This window comes from Nocardia sp. NRRL WC-3656, assembly GCF_000720265.1.
Taxonomy (GTDB): domain Bacteria; phylum Actinomycetota; class Actinomycetes; order Mycobacteriales; family Mycobacteriaceae; genus Nocardia; species Nocardia nova.
In genome coordinates, this window is the sequence record NZ_JOJF01000003.1 from 175099 (window position 1) to 191005 (window position 15907).

Annotated in this window: 19 protein-coding genes, 1 pseudogene and 1 riboswitch; of the genes and pseudogenes, 8 read left to right on the forward strand and 12 right to left on the reverse strand. The window is 68.9% G+C overall.

Translation table 11 applies throughout. From position 1 onward, the window contains the following. Positions 1-101: 101 nt before the first annotated feature. Both IG65_RS0105955 and IG65_RS38390 read right to left on the reverse strand, forming a co-directional pair. Positions 102-593: pseudogene (locus IG65_RS0105955) on the reverse strand (TauD/TfdA dioxygenase family protein); the annotation flags it as partial. Between the two features lie 65 nt (positions 594-658). Beyond that, complete coding sequence (locus IG65_RS38390; protein ID WP_030513815.1) at positions 659-1330, reverse strand: TetR/AcrR family transcriptional regulator C-terminal domain-containing protein; 672 nt, start codon at positions 1328-1330, stop codon at positions 659-661. 213 nt (positions 1331-1543) lie between these two features. On the opposite strand from IG65_RS38390, the gene IG65_RS38395 reads away from it, so the two are divergent. After that, positions 1544-2143: a hypothetical protein gene (locus tag IG65_RS38395; RefSeq protein ID WP_197039790.1), complete on the forward strand. Its 600-nt coding sequence runs from the start codon at positions 1544-1546 to the stop codon at positions 2141-2143. Positions 2144-2149: 6 nt separating this feature from the next. Here IG65_RS38395 and IG65_RS0105970 read toward each other — a convergent pair whose 3' ends face one another. After that, on the reverse strand, positions 2150-2911 hold the full coding sequence (locus IG65_RS0105970) for a 1-acyl-sn-glycerol-3-phosphate acyltransferase (RefSeq protein ID WP_036523444.1): 762 nt from the start codon (positions 2909-2911) through the stop codon (positions 2150-2152). Positions 2912-3082: 171 nt separating this feature from the next. Here IG65_RS0105970 and IG65_RS0105975 point away from each other — a divergent pair, with 171 nt between their 5' ends. Beyond that, positions 3083-3463: a DUF488 domain-containing protein gene (locus tag IG65_RS0105975; RefSeq protein WP_030513818.1), complete on the forward strand. Its 381-nt coding sequence runs from the start codon at positions 3083-3085 to the stop codon at positions 3461-3463. A 25-nt stretch (positions 3464-3488) separates the two neighbouring features. Here the strand turns inward: IG65_RS0105975 and IG65_RS0105980 are convergent, their stop codons facing one another. Genes IG65_RS0105980 through IG65_RS0105990 form a run of 3 tightly spaced genes read right to left on the reverse strand, consistent with a single transcriptional unit; the run spans position 3489 to position 5134 of the window. After that, complete coding sequence (locus IG65_RS0105980; protein WP_030513819.1) at positions 3489-4046, reverse strand: histidine phosphatase family protein; 558 nt, start codon at positions 4044-4046, stop codon at positions 3489-3491. Next, positions 4043-4897, reverse strand: a complete 855-nt coding sequence (locus IG65_RS0105985; protein WP_030513820.1) for a CbtA family protein — start codon at positions 4895-4897, stop codon at positions 4043-4045. The genes IG65_RS0105980 and IG65_RS0105985 overlap by 4 nt, the downstream gene beginning before the upstream one ends. 21 nt (positions 4898-4918) lie before the next feature. Beyond that, entirely contained in the window at positions 4919-5134 is a 216-nt protein-coding gene (locus IG65_RS0105990; protein WP_030513821.1) for a CbtB-domain containing protein, read from the reverse strand. Positions 5135-5168: 34 nt separating this feature from the next. Beyond that, positions 5169-5312: riboswitch (cobalamin riboswitch) on the reverse strand. Positions 5313-5425: 113 nt separating this feature from the next. Between IG65_RS0105990 and ligD the strand changes: the two genes are divergently transcribed. After that, positions 5426-6394: a non-homologous end-joining DNA ligase gene (gene ligD / locus IG65_RS0105995; protein ID WP_030513822.1), complete on the forward strand. Its 969-nt coding sequence runs from the start codon at positions 5426-5428 to the stop codon at positions 6392-6394. An 886-nt stretch (positions 6395-7280) separates the two neighbouring features. Here ligD and IG65_RS34425 read toward each other — a convergent pair. Both IG65_RS34425 and IG65_RS0106010 read right to left on the reverse strand, forming a co-directional pair. Further along, the gene (locus IG65_RS34425) at positions 7281-8552 is read right to left on the reverse strand and encodes an NAD-dependent epimerase/dehydratase family protein (RefSeq protein WP_369801471.1); all 1272 of its coding nucleotides are present in this window, start codon (positions 8550-8552) and stop codon (positions 7281-7283) included. Between the two features lie 5 nt (positions 8553-8557). Next, entirely contained in the window at positions 8558-9910 is a 1353-nt protein-coding gene (locus IG65_RS0106010; protein WP_030513824.1) for a cytochrome P450, read from the reverse strand. Positions 9911-10165: 255 nt separating this feature from the next. Between IG65_RS0106010 and IG65_RS0106015 the strand changes: the two genes are divergently transcribed. The 4 genes from IG65_RS0106015 (at position 10166) to IG65_RS35735 (ending at position 12458) form a co-directional block, all read left to right on the forward strand. After that, a complete protein-coding gene (locus tag IG65_RS0106015; RefSeq protein ID WP_030513825.1) occupies positions 10166-10516 on the forward strand; it encodes a hypothetical protein in 351 nt (116 codons plus the stop codon). Between the two features lie 93 nt (positions 10517-10609). After that, entirely contained in the window at positions 10610-11101 is a 492-nt protein-coding gene (locus IG65_RS0106020; protein WP_030513826.1) for a Dps family protein, read from the forward strand. Further along, positions 11080-12120 (forward strand): hypothetical protein, encoded by a 1041-nt coding sequence (locus IG65_RS0106025; RefSeq protein ID WP_051755428.1) that lies wholly within the window; start codon positions 11080-11082, stop codon positions 12118-12120. The genes IG65_RS0106020 and IG65_RS0106025 overlap by 22 nt, the downstream gene beginning before the upstream one ends. Positions 12121-12131: 11 nt before the next feature. Continuing rightward, positions 12132-12458 (forward strand): hypothetical protein, encoded by a 327-nt coding sequence (locus IG65_RS35735; RefSeq protein ID WP_051755430.1) that lies wholly within the window; start codon positions 12132-12134, stop codon positions 12456-12458. Here the strand turns inward: IG65_RS35735 and IG65_RS0106035 are convergent. From IG65_RS0106035 to IG65_RS36690, 4 genes are read right to left on the reverse strand one after another with little or no spacing between them, the layout of a single operon-like run. Beyond that, on the reverse strand, positions 12455-12745 hold the full coding sequence (locus tag IG65_RS0106035) for a hypothetical protein (protein WP_030513829.1): 291 nt from the start codon (positions 12743-12745) through the stop codon (positions 12455-12457). The genes IG65_RS35735 and IG65_RS0106035 overlap by 4 nt on opposite strands. After that, positions 12742-14232 carry a molybdopterin-dependent oxidoreductase gene (locus tag IG65_RS0106040; protein WP_030513830.1) on the reverse strand — a complete coding sequence of 497 codons (1491 nt, stop codon included), beginning with the start codon at positions 14230-14232 and terminating at the stop codon, positions 12742-12744. Before IG65_RS0106040 ends, IG65_RS0106035 begins: the two co-directional genes overlap by 4 nt. Before the next feature lie 20 nt (positions 14233-14252). Further along, positions 14253-14675 carry a hypothetical protein gene (locus tag IG65_RS0106045; RefSeq protein ID WP_030513831.1) on the reverse strand — a complete coding sequence of 141 codons (423 nt, stop codon included), beginning with the start codon at positions 14673-14675 and terminating at the stop codon, positions 14253-14255. Between the two features lie 2 nt (positions 14676-14677). After that, on the reverse strand, positions 14678-14944 hold the full coding sequence (locus tag IG65_RS36690) for an SDR family NAD(P)-dependent oxidoreductase (protein WP_030513832.1): 267 nt from the start codon (positions 14942-14944) through the stop codon (positions 14678-14680). 196 nt (positions 14945-15140) lie between these two features. Here IG65_RS36690 and IG65_RS0106055 point away from each other — a divergent pair, with 196 nt between their 5' ends. Then, positions 15141-15371 (forward strand): DUF6480 family protein, encoded by a 231-nt coding sequence (locus tag IG65_RS0106055; protein ID WP_030513833.1) that lies wholly within the window; start codon positions 15141-15143, stop codon positions 15369-15371. Positions 15372-15907 lie beyond the last annotated feature (536 nt).

Genomic DNA, 15907 nt, shown 5'->3' on the forward strand with positions numbered 1-15907 from the left:
ATCGTCAGCCCTCTGCCGGCACCCGTCCGCGCGCCGCCGCCGGACGCCGGTGTGTCAAAGACTAAATGACAGTACGGCTCCGGTTCCGCACGCCGCGCGGTTCAGGCCGCTCGCGGGAGCGGCTCCACGCGGGAATAGGCCTGCGCGTCACCGGCGATCACCGTGCTCGCCCGGCCGTCGACGCCGACGGGTATGTCACCGGCCAGTGTGATGCGGGTGAGCCGGCGGTGTTCGGCGCCGTCGTAGTCGTCGATCGCGTAGTGCTGGGTGGCGAGGTTGTCCCAGATCGCCACATCGACGGGCGCCCAATCCCAGCGCGTGGTGTGCTCGAGCTGGGTCACCCGATCCTGGAACAGGCGAAACAGCGCGCGCGATTCGGCGGTGGACAGGCCGACGATCTCCTTGACGAAGCAGCCCAGCAGCAGGGCGCGTTCACCGGTCTCGGGATGGACGTGCACCACCGGATGTTCGGTCTCAAAAATTCGGGACTCGAATTCGGTTCGGTACGAACGTGTTCCGTCGTCCGGTCGGTCGTCGGTGTCGGCAGCGTAGTCGTAACGATTGGTGTGGCGGGCGCGCAGATTCTCGGCCAGCAGGTAACCACCCGGTGGCCGGGCCCGGCCAGCGTTACGGTCACCGGGATCGAAATCCAGCAGTCTCAGGCCCGGCCGCGTGCCTCGAGCTTGCGTTCCAGCCCGGCGATCACGAGCTCGAGGTCGAATTCGAACTGCTCGCCGACGCGCGCGGCGCTCTCGCGGGTGGTCGCGACCTGGCGCAGGAGTGGGAACTCTTGTCCCGCTTCCGAATTCAGGGTCCGGGCGACATGTTCGGCCTGGATGTCGACGTGGCCCCGGGTCGCCTCCGCGGCCTCGCGCGCCGCCGAGTACGCGATATCGGCGAGCAGTCGCAGCGTGCGCCCGGCCTCCATCGGCTCGAATCCGGCGCCGACCAGCGACTGGAATATCCGCTCGATCTCCGCCAGCGTCGAAAGGCCGCCTCGGCCACCGAATCGCACATAGGAGATCAAGACGCCGACCTGGGAGAGGGCCTCGGCGACCGCGGCGGCGAACAGCCGCAGCAGTTGCCGCCAATCGCCCTCGGCGGGCAGGGCCAGGCGGCGGAACTCGGTTTCGAAGGCGTCCAGCGCGACGAGTTCCAGCAATCCGTCCCGGTCGCTGACGTAGTAGTTCAGCGATTTGCGGTCGACGCCCAGCGCGTCGGCGACCGCTTTCATGGTGAGGGTTTCCGGCGGCAGCGCGCGGGCGGCCGCGACGATGCGATCCCGGCTCAGCCGGGGCGGACGCCCGCGGCCGCGCCGCGATGTCTGCACGATTCCAGTCCCGGACCCGGTTGTATTCCCGCCGCTCACCCCTCTCAGGCTACGGCTGCCGGCGGCGGGTCCGGACAACACGCCCGGTGGATGGACACGAGTTCGGCCAATATTTTCTCCCGCTGGGGGAAAATAAACTAGTCTCTGCTCGGGCGATGTGGGCCGCCCGAGGCGGGGGAAGGCAGTGGTGGTTGTGATCGGAACGGAAGTGCTATGTCTGCTGTGTCGCACCGGTACCCAACGAACGCCCACGCGGCGGAAGCTCCGCGCGAATGCGCCGTGGCCGAATCCGGCCGGCGCTCGCTGCGATATCAGCTGGTCGTGGTCGCGGACAATCCTGTCGAGGTCGTCTCGCGCGCCGGCGGCTGGCTGTTCGACCGAGCGGTCGCCGGCTGGGAGGTCACCGTCGCGGTCGATGCGCCCGGCGACATCCGGCCGCTGATGATTCTCGGGCTGGGCGTCCTGGATCTCGGATGTGTGCTGCGCTGCCGGCGGCAGGTGCCGATACCGCATGCTTTCGCGGTCGCCGGAGATCTGTCCGCACTCGGCGAACCGGCGCGCGAGTGGGCCCACCGGTATCTGGGCAGCGCACGCACCGATGTCCGGTTCTGGGGCGATACGGAGTACCGCGACACATCGTTCGCGCAGGCCTCGCCGACGCAGTACGTGCCTACCCGTGCGGCACGAGCCTTCAAGGCCTACGCGCTCGAGGCGGTGGGCATGCGGCCGCCCGCCACCGATGTCGAATTCTTCCGCGCGGTGGTGGGTGCGGTGGTCGCGGGGTCGGCGGTGCGCACCCTGCCGGCCGGTTGAAGCGAATTACCGGACGGCCGCGATCGCCCCGTCGAGTGCGCGCTGCATCCGGCTGCCGACCACCCGGGTGATTTCGGCCGGTCGCTCCGGGAAATCCGGCAGCGGCTCGTCGAGGTAGAACGTGGCGCGGCCGTCGGGGCCGTAGGTCAGGCCGAGGAAGACGAAAACCGGTGCCGCCCCGGCCTTTCGGGCGCGTGCGGCGATGTGGCCGATGCCGGTGCCGATGGTCTGCACGCGGGCCGGATCGGTTTCGTTGCAGGTGCCCTCCGGGAACAACGCGAGGTCGTCACCGTCGACCATGCGCCCGACGCAGACGTCCATCAGTTGCTGGCCGGCGGCGTAGGCGGCGCGTGGGCCGTGGTCCTTGCCGCGGAACACCGGGATGGCGCCCATGATGTCGATGCGCGACCGCTGCTCCGGCTCGGTGAACAGTTCGTCCTTGGCCAGCACACGGATATGGCCGATCCGCGGCCGGAACACGCTGCGCCAGGCGAAGGCGGCCACCGTGCGCGGATCTTCCACGCTCACATGGTTGATCGCGATGATCATGCGGCGGTTGTCGCGAATCAGCTGCCGGATCGCCGCGCGGGCGCCGTCCGCATAGCGGACCGTGGGACGTTTGCGATACGCGGTGATCGCGTAGAACAGGCGCGCGCGGGTGCGAGGCGCGCGGTGGGTGCGGTAGTACTCGTAGACGGCATCGCGATTGTCGAATTCGACCGACGGGGGCGCAACGACGGGATCGGCGGTCGAGGTCGGGACGTTCATTCAACCTACGCTACCGTAACCTACGCCTGCGTAGGCAGAGGTAGTCGCAGCGGCCGTGGCGAGCGGGCGAAAGACGCTGCTCCCGTGACTACCCTCGAATGCGGGAAGTGGGGACCGGCGACCCCGCGCCGCGGGAGCCGGACGATACGGCCGACCGAAGGGAGCAGCGCGATGGCGAGTGCACGACCGCGGGTTCAGGTCCGGCGGATCTACGACGATCCCGATCCCGACGACGGAATGCGGGTGCTGGTCGATCGCCTCTGGCCGCGCGGGATGAGCAAGGAGAACGCCCACCTCGACGAGTGGTGCAAAACGATCGCACCCTCGACCGAGTTGCGCACCTGGTACGGGCACGATCCCGCCAAATTCGACGAGTTCGGTCGCCGCTACCGCGAGGAGCTCCGAAATCCGGAACGCGCCGGCGACCTCGACCACCTCCGCGAACTCGCCGGGCGCGGCATGCTCACTCTGTTGTCGGCCACCAAGCGGATCGACATCAGCGAGGCGGCCGTACTCGCCGATCTGGTCGGGAAGAAGCCGGCGTCGCACTGAGGTGGCCGGGTGCACACCTGCCCGCTCACAGCGGATTCGCGGTGTGCCGCACGGTCCAGGCGGCGCCGCGGCCGTGCAGTGTGGTGGCGCTGAGTGGCGGAATGTCGATGCGCCAGAACGATTCCGGCGGCGCAGCGAGGGCGAGGAGCACACTCGCGCGGACGACGGCGGGATGGGTGATCGCGACGATCCGGCTTCGGTTCGCGGCCACCGATTCGAGCCAGTCGCGCACCCGGTCGAGCAGGTCGGTGATCGCTTCACCGCCGTGGCCGCGGTAGGCGGGATCGGACATCCAGGCCATCAGGTCGGCCGGGTTCACGGAGTCCAACGGCCTGCCCGCCCACTCGCCGCAGTCGAGATCGCGCAGGGCGGGTTCGGTGGTCGCCCGCAGACCCAGCAGGGTGGCGGTCGCGGCGGTCCGCAGTTCCGGCGCGGCCACGACCCGGTCGGCCCGCGGCGCCGCGGGGGAGGCGGCGTCGCGGGGAAGTTCGGCGAGTGGTTCGTCGACCGGGAAGCGGGCCGTCCGCATCGCCTCGGTCATGCCGTGGCTGATCAACGTGAGCCGGGTGACGGTCGCGCTCATACCGCCGCTGCCGGCGCGGCCGCGGCCGATTCGTCCGCGTGCCGGAACAGCCGCGGCGCCAGCGTCGCGAAACCCACGCCGATGACGGACCACAGAATGACCTGCGCGGCAAGGGAATAGAAGCGGAAGTAGTACAGATCGTCGGCGGGGAAGCCCGGATAGACGATCCGGCCGCTCGAATCGATGAGCGGCCCGGGTGTTTCGGTGGCCGCGTCGCCCAGTGCCCGGTTGGCGGCCAGATGCCCGAGTGCGGGCAGCAACGCCGCGATCGCGGTCACCACCACCACGAACGCCAGGCCCGCAGCGATGGTCGCCGTCCAATTACCCAGGCGCGCTTGCAGTTTCCGCCCCAGCCACACGGCGCCCACCGCGCAGACCGCGGCGATCGCCACCATCGACAGGTACAGGCCGGTGCGTTGCCCGATCGTGTCGGGATTGCCGATCGAGGGTGGATTGGCCGGATATTTGAGGAACGGCACGGCGTACAGCACGCCGAACATGCCGCCCGCCACGCACAGCGCGAGATTGCGCGGGCTCAAACTGCCGACGCGGCCCATGAACAGGCAGTACACCACCGCGAACAGCGCGCCCATCGCGGCGCCGAAGACGACCGTGCCGAAGCCGAGACCGATGGTCGACTGCACCGACCGGGTGAACAGTTCGCTCTCTTCCATGCCGGCCGTCGAATGTCCGGCGGCCGCTTCGAGTGTCGCGTGCGCCGCGTCGCGCCCGCCCTCGTAGTCGATGGCGCGATCGATGATCGGCTCGGCCAGGATCCGCGCGAAGACGAAGGCCGCCAGCCCGCCGATCGCACCGACCAGCACACCGCGGGCGATGATTCGTTTTTCCATTGTGGGGGCTCGATCCCGCGGTCAGTGGCAGGGGTAGCCGAGGAAATGCCGTGCGTCGTGGACGAATTCGTGCACGTGCATATCGTCGCCGAAGATCGAGACCGCGCCCTGATCGATGCCGATGAAGTAGAGGGCGAGCAGAGCCAGGAGCGTGGTGCCGCCCAGCCACAGGGCCGTCGTGGGAATGGAGAGCCGAATCGACTCCAGGCCGGACCGGGGAACATAGGACGTCGCCATGTGACTCTCCTCCGGGGATTGCGCGTCCCCGCTCGATGGTGGTTACCACGCGATCCGAGTATCTGACTCACATTCCGCCCGGCGAAACGCTCACAGTGGCGCGACCGTCCCGGATTTTCACCGGGTTCCTCGAATCGTCGCTCGCACAACCATACGAAATTGCCGTTCGGCTGGTCAATCGGCGGATTGCGAGATCGGGTCGTGACTGAAATGTCAGCGTCATCGTCGCTGTAAGAGGAGGATTCCAGGGTAGTAACCGAGAAATAGCTATTAATCGAAAGGTGGGCACTCATGAGCGGATTGCCGCGATACGCGGCGATGCTGGCGACCGCCGGCGCTCTGCCCGCCGACAGTGCGGCCTGGGCGTACGAGGTGAAATTCGACGGTATCCGCGCCATCGGTTACGTCGAGCGGGAATTGCGGCTGATCTCGCGCAACGGCAACGATGTGACCGCCGCCTGGCCGGAGCTCGCCGACCTCGCGCCCGCGGTGCCGCCGATCGTCGTCGACGGCGAAATCGTCGCCTTCGCCGCCGACGGCCGTACCTCCTTCGCCGCCCTGCAACCGCGGATGCACCAGCGCAATCCGGCCATGATCCGCGCACTGACGCGCTCGGTACCCGCCACCTACCTCATCTTCGACCTGCTGCACATCGGCGACCGCCCGCTGATCGACCTGCCGTACGAGCAACGCCGCGGCCTGCTGGAACAACTCGGCCTGCGCGGCCCGAGCTGGCGCATCCCGCCGCGGCTGACCGGTACCGGCGCCGATGTGCTCGCCGAATCGGCGCGGTTGGGGCTCGAGGGCATCGTGTGCAAGCGGCTCGACAGTCCCTATCTGCCGGGCCGGCGCAGTCCGCTGTGGACGAAGGTCAAGAACGTGAACGATCAGGAGATCGTCATCGTGGGGTGGCGGCCCGGCGCCGGCCGTCGCGCGGGACGCATCGGCTCACTGCTCATGGGCGTGCACGACGAGACCGGGGAATTGGTCTACATCGGCAATGTGGGGACCGGTTTCACGCAGGCCATGCTCGACGATCTCCAGGCCCGGTTGCGTCCGCTGCGACGGCAGACCCCCACTGTCGCGGCGCCGGTAAAGGACGCGATCTGGGTGGAACCCGAACTGGTGGGCGAGGTGTCGTTCACGGAGCGGACCGGCGACGGGCGCCTGCGCCACCCGTCCTGGCGCGGCTTGCGGCCGGACAAGACGCCGGACGAGGTCGAAGTGCCCGGGCGCGCCGACAGCGCGCTCGATTCCTGAACGGGAAAGGGACGATTCGCCCACTGCTGCGGCTTGGGAAATCACTATAGTGACCGCGTGTCTGCTCGTGATGCATCGTGGAATCGGTGGAACCGTCTCGCGTACACAGCGCAGGTCATTGCCGTCGGCGCGCTGGCTGTGGCGTGGCTGGCGATCGGGCGCGGACTGTTCTCGGGACCAGATCTCGATGCGGGTGGCCAATTCGCCGTCAACTTCTCGATCTATTGGCCGTTCCTGTTCGTGATCAGCCCGGTGCTGTTCGTCACCGCCATCTTCGGGCTGTTGCCCTACCCGTTCGCGCCTGGCGGCACCATCGCGGGTGGAATGATTGCCAGCTTTTTCGCTCAGTGGGTGGGAACCGAGCTGTCCTTGTCCGACTACAAGCCGGAGCTACCCGGACGCCTCGACACGAGCGTCGCCGCGGCGTGCTTCGCCGTTGGCGCAGCGTTCACGGCAGCCTTCTTGCACCTGTACAGCAACCGATCCGGTCGGACGCGTTCCGCCTCGATGCGAGGCGGAGCAGCGCTGGCAGTTGCCGTTCTCGTCGGTGCGGTGGTCACGATTCCGCCGCTGATCGCGGGCAGCGGTACCCCGTCCGGTGTCCTGGCCGGGCTCGTCACCAACTCCCATTGCGGCAGGAAAGTGTCGGACTGGACGGACGAGGCACAGGCGACCGTCTATACGGGCGACGCGACACAGTGGTATCCGCCGAAGAACGGGCCGGACAACGTGTTCGGGGTCCTGGTCACTCTGCGTAACGGCACGGGCAGCGTCGAAACCAACCCGCCGACCGCGATGTCGTTCCGAGACGAGCTGCCGTTACGGTCGGGTCCGCCGGCAACCGAATTGCTGCTGCATCAGCCCGGTACCGGCAACGGGTTCGCGTTTACTCGCCTGCGCGATCCGCAGTGTGAGGACGGCAGTAGCCGGGTGGTTTCGGCGACCTATCACTATGAGGAGTACGGCGGAACGAGCGACAGTCGGCTTCGGGGCAAGGTCTCTCGTAGCAAGTAACACGCGGTCCCACGCGGTGGCGAAACGCGTGGTTCAGCGTGTGGTCGGGGCGCGCGGGCACGCTCACAGGTCCGCGCCCCAGCGGTCGACCGGGTCGGTGCCGCCGACACCGGAGGCGAATTCCCGCACCCGCAGCCGCCCGCCGGCGTCGGACGCCAATGGTGGTGTTGGCGCCGCCGGATCCGTGACTCATACCGGTGAGGACTTCGCGCAGGGCGGACACGGCGTCGATGCGCGGCGTCCAGCCCAGATCACGCCTGGCCCGCGTGGTATCCATGATCGGCAGGCGCATCATCGCGTCGAACAGTTCGGGCGGGGCGGGGACCAGGCGCAGGCGCCAGCCGACGGCCAAGGCGGCTCGCACGGCTCCGGGGGGTACGGAAACCGTTGGCGCATCGAACAATACGCCGAGTTTCGCGCGGTCGATCACCGGATCGGCCGCGAGGTTGAAGGGGCCGTGCACACTCGGGTCGACGATGGCGAGACTGTAGGCGCTGCCGATGTCGTCGGCGTGCACCGCCTGCAGCCGCAGACCCGCCGGCACGGGCAGCACCGGAATCAGCGGCGGGCGCAGCACACTGCCCGGGACCAGCGGGCCCGCGAACAGGCGGCGCTGCTGGCTCGCGGAGGCCTGCTGGAATGTGAAGGCGGGCCGCATCCGCACCACGCGCCGGTCCGGATGCTCGTTCTCGAACAGATCGAGCAGACGCTCGACGTAGGCCTTCTCTCGCATGTACCCGGCCGGAGGCCAGCCCTCCGTGGGCCAGTCCTCGCCGACGGGATCATCGTGGTGCGCAGGGGAATACGCGCCGACCGACGACGCGTACACCAGTGACGGAACACCGGCCTGCGCGACCGCGCGCAGTACCCGTTCGGTGCCCTGTACGTTCGCGCGCCAGGTCTCGAGCGGCCGATGCGTCGGCTGGAACAACCACGCGAGATGGACCACCACATCGGCGCCGCGGAATTCGGTGAGCAGATCGTCGCAGCGTATGTCGGCACGCGCCCACCGCACTCCGTCGATCGGTTGCCGCGGCAGCCGCCGGGCCAATCCGACGATCGCGTCGATCTCGGGACGCCGCGCGAGCGCGGAGACCACCGCGGTACCGACGTTTCCGGTGGCGCCGACCACGACCACACGCATGACCGTCACCTCCCTCCCGGTGAAGGCGACTGTGCCGCTTGGAGCGCGCGGGCCCGCGCGGTGAAGTCGATGCGGAAGTTGTCGAAGGTGATCGGCAGCGCCGCCGCGGGGGTGGGCTGCGGGTGCGAGCGCAGCTCGAGATCCAGTTCGTCGATCAGATGCGCCAGCAGGCTCGTGGTGAGGAACAGAACCAGATCGCGACCGGGGCATCGGGCGGGCCCGGCACTGAACGGCACCAACTGCGGATACCGCTCGGCGCGGCCGTCGAGCCAGATATCGGGGTCGAAGCTGTGCGCGAACGGCAGGATGTCGGGGTCGCGGTGGAAGGCAGGCACCGGAATCAGCAGGGCCGCACCGGCTTCCACGGTGAACCGCTGGGCACCGCGGCCCCATTCGGTGTCCTCGGTGGTGTCGCGCAACACCGCGGGGGTGGTCGGCCACAGCCGTACCGACTCCAGAACACAGGCCCGCAGATACGGCCGCGGCACGGCGCGCTCGGGCTCGTGCGCGTCCAGCCGCGCGCGGGACAGTTGCTCGGGATGGGTGGACAGGACGGCGAGGGCGCGCAGGGTCGCCATACCGGCAGCGTCGAAGGCGAACAGCCAATGCGGGATCTGGCCGACCGGATCGACCGCCCCCGCGGCCGGCAGTTGCGCCAATGCGCCTGCGAGGCTGTCCGTTTCGGCCGTCTGCACGTAATCGTAGAGTTTTTCGTAGAAGCGCTCGCGCAGGCGACGATGCGGAAGCGCGGCATAGGACCAGTTGCCCGCCGCGCGCAGCCGCCACAGCCGATCGGTGATCGAGTCGTCCTCGCGGGCGCGCCGGCCCAGCACGATCCGGCGCACCAGCCGCCACCAATCGGTGGTGAAGTGCGCCGCGTCGAGACTGCCGCGCTGCACCGCGGCGCGGATCTGTTCGCGGGCGGCATCGGCGACCACCCCGGCGAACGGATCGGCCAGGTGGTGCAGCGGCCGGTCGGTGTCGAGCGCCTGTTCGTTCAGGCGCCGGCGCTGTTCGCGGGCCGCACCCTCGGAGATGAGAACCCCGTGCGGCTGAAAGGTGCGCAGCGCGGCGATCTTCTCGCGATTGGCGGGATGGAACGGAGTCGGCGTGCCGTCGAGGATCCGCGAGACGTCGGCGGGATCCAACGGCACCAGCACCCGCTGGCCGGGCAGCACCAGTTCGACCGGGCCGCTGCCGAATTCACGCCGCAAGCGATGCATCCTGCGGACCGCGCGGTCGTCGGCGCCGACGCGCTCCAGCAGCGCCATCACGGCGCGGCGCCGGGCGATCACCCCGGCGGCGACCGGTGCCAGGCCGAGGTCGGCCAGTGCCGCCGCGGCGCGCAGTCCGGTCAGCCGGTGGGCGGCTCGGCCGGGGGCAGGCGGCGGACGGGCAGGGTCGGCTGGGCTGCGCGAATCGGCTTCACCGTGCGGATCGGGTTCGCGGTGCACATCGGCCTCCTTTGGTCCTCAGCGACCGCCTACCCGGGAGGACCGGGGCGAAACGACACCCCGGGTCCCGATCGAATATTCGCCGGGAGGCCGGGTAGTGCCACGGTGATCGGTTAGTGCGACGGTGACGAGCGCACGACGAACGGGCCGGAGGTGACGATGGCACGCGAGGTCAACCCGCGCTGGAGTGACCCGCCGAGTTTCCGGCGGGCGGTGCGGTATGCGGTCGGTGTGCTGGTGCTGGCGGCGATCGTCGCCGGGGTGGCCCTGGGTTGGGCGGCCTCGCGGGATCAGTGCGCGAACGCCGATCACGTGGCCTGCGATACCGCGTCCCGGCTGGCCGTGGGACTGGTGCCCGGAATCGTGTTGTTGCTGGGCGGCATCGGCGCATTCGTCATCACCGTGCGGCAGTGGCGCGGCGGGCGGCCGTGGCCGGTATGGCAGGGCGCGGGCTGGTTTCTGTTCGCGGTGATGGTCGTGTATCTGGCGATGGCGATGGCCGCCGGCTGAACCCCGCCGCTCGTTTGGAGTGGCCGGCAGCGGGTAGGTCGTGCACGCAAGCAGTCGCCTAGGTGATGACTGTCAGCGAGGAAGGAGACCATCGTGGCCAAGACCTCCACGACCACCGATCCGATCGCGACGGTGCTGGAGCCGGAACAGCAACGGATCGCCGGTGACGCGCTGTGCGCCACCGTCGTCGATCTGATCGATCTGAGCCTGATCGGCAAGCAGGCGCACTGGAATGTGATCGGCCCCCGGTTCCGCACCGTCCACCTGGCGTTGGACGAACTGGTCGAGACCGCGCGCGGCTTCACCGACGCGGCGGCCGAACGGGCCACCGCGATCGGCGTCAGCCCGGACGGGCGCGCCCACACGGTCGCGGAGAGTTCCAGCGCCGAACCGTTCCCGTCGGGGTGGCAGCAGGACGGCGACGTGGTCAGCGCGATCGTCGCCGCCCTGGCCGCGGTCGTGCGCAGGCTGCGCGAGCGGATCGACGCCTCGGAGAAGGCCGATCCGGTCACCCAGGATCTGCTCATCGATATCGCCGCCCGGTTGGAGCAACTGCATTGGATGTGGCAGGCCCAAGCCGCGTAACGCGCGCGCTGCGCCGATATCTGGTTCCGGCGGCGGCCGTGCTCGCCGTCGCCGGGTGCTCGGCGCCGGGGTCGCGATTGGAAGCACCCGACGCCGTGCGGGTGACACCGATCGGGGCGATCGTGCACGCGCCGGTGTGGTCCTACCGATCGGGAGCGCTCGTGGCGCTGGCGCCCGACCGCGTGGTGAAGGTGAACGGCCTGGCCGACGGCCGCGGCGACACGGTCGGCTCGGCCCGCCTGCCGGGCTTGGGGCCGAACCTGCAGATCAGCCCGGTGGACGAGGGCACGGCGCTGGTCAGCGCCACCGATCGGCAGGCCGTGGCCTCGATTCGGCTGTCCGATCTGGTCGATACCGGCACGCTGTCCGCCGGACCGCGGCCGTCGTATCTCGCCCTCGATTCCGGGGAGCGGATGCTGCTGGCGCTCTCGGAGGACGGCGCCACGGTCACGCCGGTGGATCTGCACCGCCGCACCGCATGGGCGCCCACGGTGGTGAACGCGGGTCCGCAAGCCCGTCTCGACGGGGCGAACCGCAGCCGTGAAGTGGAGTTCCACATCTACGGACCGCGGGGGAGCGCGCACTACAAGGGCAGTTCCTCACCCGCGGACGAAACCGGCGCCGACGACGAACCCGTACTCGCGGCGGCGGGGGACGGCACGAAGGTCACCCGGCTGTACGTGGCCCGGCCCGGAGGCAGGCTGGTCGCCCTCGACTCCCGTCGCGACGGATCCGGAAGCGAGACGGTCGGATCCGTCGACCTGGGCGCGCCGATCCGCTATCTGGCCACCGACGACACCCGCATCTACGCCGCGACGGACCGGCAGCTGGTGGTGCTGGAAACCCGCAGCTTCGAGGGCTACGCGAACGGCACCATTCCCGTGCTGCGCCGATTCGATCTGCCGACGCGCGGAGCGCAGGGATCGGCGTGGTCGGGGATCGCCGTGGGGCCGCATCGGGTCTATCTGACCGTCCGCGACCGGCCCGAGGTCGTCTCCGTCGCCAAGCCGCAACTGTGAGAGGTATCGTCGTGGCCGAAACCCGTGCCGGCACAGTGGATGTCGGTGAGGATCTGGACATCTTGAGTGAGCAGCTGCGGGGATTGCGAGAGTTGGCCGCCGACCCGGATCTGACCGCGGCGGACGGCGTCGTCTACGACTTCGGCATCCGGTGGGGTGCGATGATGTCGGGACGGCTGCCGCGCGTGGTGTACTACCGCGAACGTGACGCCCTGTCCGCGGCCGACCGGGACCGGTTCGACCGGCTGGCCGGCGAATTCGCCGCGGCCGCCGCGACGATCGAGCGCTTCCGGCTGGCCCCGGCGCGAACGGGCGGCCGGTCCGAGCCCGCCCGCTAGGCCACCGGTTCCAGCCACAGCTGAGCGCGGCGCATCCGGATTCCGGTGTGCGGCACCGGACATGCGGGATTCGCGCAGGTCAGCGCGACCATATAGGAGTCGAGTTCCTCGTCGAGAAACAGGAACCCCAGATACAGCGCATCGCCGACACGGAAATCCGTTGCGCCACAGGCCGGGCAGCGTGCGCGCCGTCGGTCGAGGTAGGCCAGGACGCGATCGCGTTGCCGTTCGGTCAGTTCGATGTTCTCCGGTCGCCGCGGCGGGGTCGTCGTCTGCTGCGTCGTCATATCTCGACGTCCTTGTCGTAGTAGATGTTGTCCTCCCGCCAGCCGCCCATCCCGCGGCCGATATGGGAGTAGTCGGAGACGAATTCGATCCGGTCGATCCATTTCGCCATCTTGAAACCGACCTGGTTCTCCACCCGAAGCCGAAGCGGCGCACCGTGTTCGATGGGTAGCGGCTCGCCGTTCATGCGATAGGCGAGCAGCGTCTGCGGGCTATCGGCCAGCTCCAGATCCAGTACCTCGTAGAACTGGCCGACGCCGTCGGCGCTCGGATCGTCGCGACCGGTGTCCTGCATGGTGAGGAAGCACAGATACTTCGCGTCCGGCAACGGGCCGGCCCGGGCGACGAGTTCGCGCAGCGGCAGTCCGGTCCACTCGCCGATACTCGACCAGCCCTGTACGCAGTTGTGCAGCACCCGCTGGGTCTGCGGTTCGCCGAGCGCGCGCAGATCGTCCAGGCTCAGGTGCATCGGGTGCTCGACCAGACCGCCGACGTCCAGGCGCCAATCCGCGAAATTGTGCGCGGCCATCACCTTGTACGGCAGTGCCGTGGGCGGTTTGCCGTTCACCCGATGTTCCGGCGAGAGGGCGCGGGTCGAGTAGTCCTGTCGAGGTGTCAGCGGCCGGAGCAGGCCCAACCGCAGCCGGCGCACGAAGGCACCCAGCACGCGCTGCACCGATCGCGGGTCGCGCAGGCTCCACACCGTGGCCGCGATATGCAGCAGCACGATCGCGCCGACGATCACGAACGACAGCGCGATCGCCCAATTGATATTGCGCACCTGTCCGAAGATCATCAAGGCGCTGAGCTGGCCCCAGCTCCAGAAGAACACCATCGACACGTGGATGACGATGAACACCGCGAAGGCCAGCAGACCCAGGAAATGCAGGCTGCGCGCCGACTGCCGGCCGCCGAACATGCGCACGAACCATGGAAAGCGCGCCTCCATGGCCGGTGATTGCGCTGCGCCGGTGAGTATCTGGAACGGGGCGAGCACGAAGATCACGCCGGCGTAGGCGAGTTTCTGCACCGCGTCGAACGGCTGTCCCGGCAGCAGCGGCGGCAAATTGAAACTCATGTACGTCACGATGTCGTGCCAGGCCGCGGGAAACAGCGACCACGAGGTCGGGATGTAGCGCCGCCACTGGCCGGTCGCGAACAGCAGGATGTAGTAGGCGAGGCCGACGAGTATCCAGCCGGCGACCGTCGCGAAATGCCAATGTCTGCCGAGGCCCAATTTCTTGTGGCCGGGCAGCGCGATCAGGGAGGGGTAGCTCTCCTCCTCGTCGAGAGTGTCGTAGAGCTTGTCGGTCGGCATCCGTTTGCGGGTGAATCGCGCCCATTCGGTGCCGGGTTTGCTGTCGTCGCGCCAGAAGAGTTTCGGGTAGCTCGACAGGATCTCCACACCGCTGCGCATCGCGAAGGTCAGAAACAGCACATTCAGCCAATGTTCGATGCGCAACCAGGCCGGAAAATCCAAGGTGGTCATCGTGTTTCACCCCGTTCCGTTCAGTCGTGCCAGTGCTGTCCCCGCGGATGCGCCACGGTGATACCCAGCACGATCGCGGTGATCACCGCCAGGAAAGTCAGTGCGCAGACTCCGGCCACGCTGCCCGGAGCGCTGTCCCACCAGCCTCGGACCTCAGGCAGGCCGGGGAGCCCGGCGAGCCTGCTGACCACATAAACGACCAGGAACGCGAGGCAGACGAGCCCGCCCAGGGCCCAGCCCGCGCGTGCGGTGCGGGACCCGCACACCAGCGCCGCGGCGACGACGCAGCAGGCGATCAGGAATCCGAAACCCACCCGCAGGTAGTTCGGCAGCCCCGCCTCGCGCAGCAGCACGTACAGATGCACCCCGCCCAGACCGAGCAGCAGTGCCGCCCCGGCCGCGGTGGTGGTGCGGGGCAGGTCGACGGCGGCGTAGCGGTCCACGATCAGCGGAAGGCCACCGCGTCGAGGACGCGGCCGTCCTCGGTGGCGGTGGCGTAGAGCTGCTCCGGTCCGTTGGTGCTGTGCAGGTCGATGCGCAGCGGCCGCACGCGCGCGCCGGAACGGCGCGGCGATTCGGCGGCCACGTCGATCGCGGCGTCCTCGGCGGCGATGACCACCTCGTAACCGCGTTCGGTGAATTGTCTGGCGCGCTCGAACCCGATACCGCTGGACGCGCCGGTCACCGGGGCGAGGGGAGGTGTGTCGGTCATATCTCCCGCCTACCCGGACAGGGCGAACACATACCTGTGCGTCGCGATCGCGGCCGTCGGTCGCCGACCCCGCCACCGGCCTAGGTTTCGCCCGATTTCCCCGTACCGGCGTGGTTGTCCGCGGCGGTGCGGGGTATGGGCTGCAGTGAGAGCCGACGACGATCAGGGGCGCTTCGCCCCGGACAGGACGCCGAACATGTCTGCAATGGATCCGGACCCGGCCAAGACTCCGGACCTGGAACCCGGTGGTGGCGTAGCCCCCGGTTCCACCCCGCCGGATACGGCACAGACCTCGGGCCTCTCGGCGCCCGAGCCGAGCACCCGTCACCATTTCCCGGCCAGCGGGGCGATGCTGATCGTCATCGTCGCGGCGATCGTGCTGGTGTTCGTCGCCGTCGCGATCGCGCTGATCGTCTCCCTGGCCTGACGTGTCCGGTCCTTGACCGAAACTTTATCGAGCTCAATCGAATTCGCGGTTTTTCTTCCTTCCGGCTCGGGTACTCGCGCTCATATCGCCATGGCGCGGGCCGGAGGGAGGGCGCGAGATGTCGGTCGAACAGAGGGAATTCGACGACGGGCCGGTGACTCCGGAACTCGACGACCAGCCCGGCCGGATCGTGGGTCTCGTCCGGGGCGCGCAATGTGGGGCGGCGCGCGGGCGCGAGCGCGGATACCGCCCGTACGCCACGCATCGCCCCACGCATGCGTCACCACCCGGTTCGGGTGGGACGACCTCACGGAAAATCTTTTGGCACAACATCATCGGAGAAATCGGCCGGCACCGTCCGTGAGGTCGGTGCCGGCCGCCGCGGCAGTCTCCATGCCTGCTGTGAGGGCCTGCTGTGACTACCGCCCCGTCCGGAGAGACGATCCGTCGTACGCCTCGCATCGGTGCACTCCGTTGTGCGGGACCGAATTGCGGGTATCCGTCGCCGTTGACGAATAGGGCGCTACGTGCGGATC

Excerpts from the sequence above, each read along its gene's own strand:
- ligD (WP_030513822.1), top strand. The coding sequence starts at position 5,426 with ATGAGCGGATTGCCGCGATACGCGGCGATGCTGGCGACCGCCGGCGCT.
- IG65_RS0106055 (WP_030513833.1), top strand. The coding sequence starts at position 15,141 with ATGTCTGCAATGGATCCGGACCCGGCCAAGACTCCGGACCTGGAACCC.
- IG65_RS34425 (WP_369801471.1), bottom strand. The coding sequence starts at position 8,552 with ATGCGTGTGGTCGTGGTCGGCGCCACCGGAAACGTCGGTACCGCGGTG.
- IG65_RS38395 (WP_197039790.1), top strand. The coding sequence starts at position 1,544 with ATGTCTGCTGTGTCGCACCGGTACCCAACGAACGCCCACGCGGCGGAA.
- IG65_RS0105975 (WP_030513818.1), top strand. The coding sequence starts at position 3,083 with ATGGCGAGTGCACGACCGCGGGTTCAGGTCCGGCGGATCTACGACGAT.
- IG65_RS0106035 (WP_030513829.1), bottom strand. The coding sequence starts at position 12,745 with ATGACGACGCAGCAGACGACGACCCCGCCGCGGCGACCGGAGAACATC.
- IG65_RS0105990 (WP_030513821.1), bottom strand. The coding sequence starts at position 5,134 with ATGGCGACGTCCTATGTTCCCCGGTCCGGCCTGGAGTCGATTCGGCTC.
- IG65_RS0105985 (WP_030513820.1), bottom strand. The coding sequence starts at position 4,897 with ATGGAAAAACGAATCATCGCCCGCGGTGTGCTGGTCGGTGCGATCGGC.
- IG65_RS0106040 (WP_030513830.1), bottom strand. The coding sequence starts at position 14,232 with ATGACCACCTTGGATTTTCCGGCCTGGTTGCGCATCGAACATTGGCTG.
- IG65_RS0106015 (WP_030513825.1), top strand. The coding sequence starts at position 10,166 with ATGGCACGCGAGGTCAACCCGCGCTGGAGTGACCCGCCGAGTTTCCGG.
- IG65_RS36690 (WP_030513832.1), bottom strand. The coding sequence starts at position 14,944 with ATGACCGACACACCTCCCCTCGCCCCGGTGACCGGCGCGTCCAGCGGT.
- IG65_RS0105980 (WP_030513819.1), bottom strand. The coding sequence starts at position 4,046 with ATGAGCGCGACCGTCACCCGGCTCACGTTGATCAGCCACGGCATGACC.
- IG65_RS0105970 (WP_036523444.1), bottom strand. The coding sequence starts at position 2,911 with ATGAACGTCCCGACCTCGACCGCCGATCCCGTCGTTGCGCCCCCGTCG.